Source organism: Allopusillimonas soli, from assembly GCF_004153445.1.
GTDB classification, from domain to species: Bacteria; Pseudomonadota; Gammaproteobacteria; order Burkholderiales; family Burkholderiaceae_B; genus Allopusillimonas; species Allopusillimonas soli.
The window spans coordinates 1-4,759 of sequence record NZ_SDQC01000013.1; the positions used below are offsets into that span (position 1 = coordinate 1).

General features: G+C 54.5%; 3 protein-coding genes. 1 reads left to right on the forward strand and 2 read right to left on the reverse strand.

Features of this window, described 5'->3' with window-relative positions; all coding sequences use genetic code 11:
• Positions 1-445: 445 nt before the first annotated feature.
• Positions 446-2,431, reverse strand: coding sequence for a hypothetical protein (locus ERD78_RS19620; protein ID WP_129971594.1), 1,986 nt, complete (start codon positions 2,429-2,431; stop codon positions 446-448).
• A gap of 659 nt (positions 2,432-3,090) precedes the next feature.
• Between ERD78_RS19620 and ERD78_RS19625 the strand changes: the two genes are divergently transcribed.
• Positions 3,091-3,315, forward strand: a complete 225-nt coding sequence (locus ERD78_RS19625; protein ID WP_257216576.1) for a helix-turn-helix transcriptional regulator — start codon at positions 3,091-3,093, stop codon at positions 3,313-3,315.
• Positions 3,316-3,354: 39 nt separating this feature from the next.
• On the opposite strand, the gene ERD78_RS19630 is transcribed toward ERD78_RS19625, so the two are convergent.
• Entirely contained in the window at positions 3,355-4,638 is a 1,284-nt protein-coding gene (locus ERD78_RS19630; protein WP_280634120.1) for a tyrosine-type recombinase/integrase, read from the reverse strand.
• Positions 4,639-4,759: the final 121 nt, after the last annotated feature.

Sequence of the window (4,759 nt, forward strand, 5' to 3'; positions counted from 1 at the left end):
CTTTATCTGTTTCCTGAGTACGGCCTTGCCGTGCTCGTCCACACCGTGAACTTGGAACACATTTTTTGCCAGGTCAATGCCAACGGTTGTAATCTTCATAGTGGACGCCTCTCTCGGTTGAGGTGGTGGCTAACACCTCTACTTTGGCACATTGATGCCGTTACGAGTGGGGGGCGTCCATCCCATTGCTTACCATCACACAAAAATAATGACAGCAGTTAAATGGAGGCTATGCTGATCATCCTCAATGTGGAGATTTAGCCAGAATTGCCCGAAGGCGAAGGCTACGGGAGCACTCTCGTGAACTTCCGCTTGCTTCATCGCCAACGGTCTGTGGACGACCGATGTTACGATCGCCAAATCGAGGGCAAGCAAGTGAGCAAGGGGTGGAGTGATAGAACAAAGTGCCGACCCACCGAGTCCTCTTCTGATCTCAAGGACTCTGTCAGCCACCTGAGTCATCTTCGTCATCGTCCATGCCGGTGGCGGGCGAATCAGCAGCATCGTCCCCGTCGAGGACAAACATCATCTGCGCCCACTCGTCCTTTCGGTAAGTAGCGATGTAGTCAGGGACATATCGAGGCAGCGGCACGTGCTCCTTTGGAATCCGCACAAGCGCTTCCGCGCAAGCAGCCTTCAACTTGGCATAGCCCTCCTTGTCGGCGTATTTCATGGCCTTTGCCAGCATGAGCTGGTGCATCGCCAGGACATAGTCGCGTCTGTTCTTTTGCCGGTAGAGGGCGTCGTAAGCGTCGGTACCCTTCTCCAGATCCTCGAGCTTGGCCTTGTAGGCCGCAGGATCTTCCAAGACAACGCGCTGGCGCAGCATGATCATCATCCGTCCGTAATCGCGAACGATGGCCAACAGGTCCTGCTCGGTCGGCGGAACCTGATCGGTCAAATCGTCCAGATCGAGCACGTCAGGCATGAAGAAATCGAAGTCGCGCTCAGCGAACTTGGACATCAAATCTCGAGCCAGTCGCCACTGATTACCATGACCGAGGGTATCGCGTGCAAAAGACAGCCGCTGCTCCTTGCTGAACGCGATCAAGTAGTTCTCGCCCAAATTGAAGGCGATGAACTCGAGCAGGTGATCAACGTTGAACTGCAGCTTTGGGTTTTCCTGGCCTTCAGGAGGTTCAGGCTCACCCGCCTTGCGAAACGGATAAAAGGGAATAAGGTCGAACTCGGTATACAGCGCAGCCCGACACGGCGAGGCGGCGAGCGCTGCGAGCACGTCTCGCAATGCTGTCTTATCAGCGTGACCAATCGCCATGGTGATCATGTCCCCGATCAGTGCCTTGAACATCAATGTGTTCAGTCCGCCCGTGTGGATGAGTGCCTGCCCAAGGAAGCGAATCGCCGCGTCCACAGCGCGGCGGGTATTGAATATATTGTCGCACGCGGACAAAACATAGAGGCACTCGCCAACGTTCTCAGTGAACTGAGCGGCATTGAAGAGCTCAGGCCAACGGTCGAGCTCGTCGATCAAGTTCATGTACATGCCACGTTGAACCGCGAACGGGTCCTTCGCACATGGATAGTCTGCGAGGTAGCGGTCAATGGCATCCAAGTCCATTGGAGTCGCCCGTATGGCCACTGCTTTCAGGGTCTGCGAACGGGCTGCATTGCGCGCGTCGACTGGTGTGGCAAGGCTGCGGTTCCTACGCGACTTGATGAACTGCGGCGTGCTGGTCAGCAGTGCTTCCCGATCAAACCGATCACCCTGGAAGACAGGCCCGTACTCGGGCTGGAAATCCGCAAAGTCGACAGTTGATTCGGCGAGCAAGAAGCTGATCGAATGGACGTGCGAATAGGCCTTGCCATTGTTGCCAGTCCAAGGCTGATCCCACGCGGGAAAAGCAGACATGATCTGATTGCCGCGCATTTGGACGCGTATTAGCATAGCCTTCAACGGGTCAGTCATCCTGGCGTAGCCGTACAGCACGCCGTCAGGCTTTTCCGCAGTGATCGAATCCGAGAGCTCCCGGTCGAGGTTCTTGAGCGCCTCATCGATCACATCGATGATGTCGTCCTCGGTGAATGTCACCGGAAACAGCGTCTTCCAGAGATAGCCAGACTTGTAGTAGTTGTCTGGTTGCTTGGTGATCCTGGCGGCCCCTTTGGTGAACAGCCGTCTGGGGATCTTGAGCGTGATGCACCCGTTCTGAAGCTCCCGCGCGAACCACCAGGCGTCATGGATCCCAAGGCGAAACTCCATCAGATGAACGACCTTTGGGTGCAGGGCCAGGAATTTCTTCCAGCCAGCGTAGGTGTGCAGGCCACCTGACAGCACCGTCTCTTGATCCTTGCCAGTCGGAGTCACCACAGGACGAATCGTCGTCTCGCCTGCGACGATGTGGCCAAACGATGCTTTACTAAGCTCGTACTGGCCTTGATCTCCGAAGCGCAACGGGAAAGATTTCGACATGGATACGCTGGTTGTGCTCGGGAAATTGCCTGAGGATATCAACGCCCTACTTCGCTCGCCTGGCTCCACTCAATTGACGGGCACTACGAAACGCATTTTCAAAGCGTGTTGGCACCGATTCAAAATTTGAGCTTCCCAGACGAAGCAGCATTATACGACGCCGGAAGCGTTGATTGTTGGCGATTTAGGTAGCGATGTCGACCGTCCGCTTCTGGCCGAAAGCTGTCATTATTAATTTCGGTGCAGCATGACAAGAAGTTAACCTTGCGATAAATACGGGTGAGTCTCAAGTTTAGTCGGTACCGGAATCGAGCTGATACGCCGAGAGGTTAGACGTTTTCTTCCTGCTTCGACTTGTGCGAACAGTACTTCGCGCCGTTAGTCGTTTGGAGCTTGCCTTTATATAGGCTCTATTGATAATAAGAACGGCCATCTGTTTTTTTGCTTCTTTGAGTCTCTTAATTAGTCAATAGCCTCTAATACTTTCGCTGGATTTTGGTGTTCCTTTGCTAGACTGCGCTGCAACAGGTTTACGTGTGGAGAAGCTTGGTGCAATCTGGTATCGAACGAAATATCGGGAGAAGCAGATGCATTACGCTGAGAATCTTTCAACTCAGTCCTACTCAAGAGCCGATACCGACTTGCCCATGTTTTATCGTATGCGAGAGGTATTGCGGATGACGGCATTGAGTCGGTCTACCTTGTATCGGCGTATCGCTGACGGTACGTTTCCTGCGCCGGTTTCGCTGGGTGGCTCGGCGAAAGGGTGGCGTTGTAGCGATTTAGAAGAATGGGAGCAGAATCCGGCTGGTTTCAAGCTGATGGAGTCTTGTGCGACGATTACGAGCTCTCAAGGTGCCAAGGTCCGGCAAGTGAGGTATTGAGTCTCCTGCACTTGCCAGGACAATACTGCTTCTTATTGCTTATGCCTGAGGAGTTGACGGGCGCGCTGTAGAGGGTATCGCTGAAGCCTTTTGCTCCGCCAATTGATCGAGATAATCTGCCCACGCCTGTGCCATTTCATGCCGCTGAGCGACGAATCGCGTCCGGTCGTAGGCTTCCCCTAACTCTTCGTCCGATACGTGCGCGAGGTGTTTCTCGATCATTTCGCGGTCCCATCCCAGCCTTTCACGTATGAGCGTTCTCGCCATGGCTCTGAAGCCGTGGCCAGTAATGTCTGTTTGTGTGTCGTAACCCAAGGCACGTAGAGCGCTGTTCATTGTGTTGTTCGAGATGTAGCGCGAATAGCCATTCTTGCCACGGCGACGCGATACGCTCTTGAACACAGGGCCAGTCGGACCTGTCACGGCATGGATTTGGCGAAGAATCTCCACAACCTGAGTCGGCAGGGGGACGATGTGCGGCGGCACGCGCCCACTCTTTTTGAGTGGTTCCCGCATTTTCATCATGTGCGGTGGGCATGCCCAGATGCTTGCGTCCAGATCAAGCTGCTCCCACTCCATCATGCGTATCTGCCCGGGGCGTTGGAACACGTAAGGCATGATCCGCAGGGCGCAGCAGACGATGTAGTGGCCGCGATATCCGCGGATGTCTCGAATCAGCTGTCCGATCTTTTGTGGCTCTAGGATGGTGGCGTAGTGCTTCACCATTGGGCTGCGTAGCTTGAAATCAGCTACGCCCTTTGCCATGAAGTTGTCGCCAGGTTTCAAGAGGCCGAGGGTGACGGCTCGGGCATAGACGCGTTGCAGGCTTTCTCGTAGGCGTATGGCGGTTTCGCGAGTGCCTGCGAGCGAGATGGCCTCCAGGCATTGCAGGACGTCTAGCTGGTTCAATGAGCCGATAGGGTGTCGGCCAAGTTTCGGGAAGGCATGTAGTTCCAGTTGGCGCAGAATCTTCTGGCTGTAGTCTTCGCTCCACTCATGCACGGCCTTTGCGTGCGTGTGCCAGTCCCTGGCGACTTTTTCGAAGGTGGCTAGGGCATGGCGACGCGCTTCTGCCCGTTCCTCCTTCGTTGTCTGGCGAGGGTCTTTGCCCACGTCCATAGCCAGCCTGTGCTTTTCCGCCAAGCTTCGAGCCTGCGCCAGTGATACTCTGGGATAGAGGCCAAGGGCGACTTTGACACGCTTGCCTGCGACGTTCAGGTAGATGAACTGCCAACTTTTTGAGCCGTTGGGCCGGATACGAAGATAAAGTTTGTCTTCGTCCAGTAACAGATACTCTTTTTCGGCGGGTTTTGCCGCTTCGATGGGCTCTTCATCATAAAAGGGGGACGATCAGCATTCATTAAACTTGTTTTTGCGAAGAAACACGTCTAATGGAAGGAATGCCGATGTCCCCAGTCGATTTTATCTTAGGAATCCGCGATGT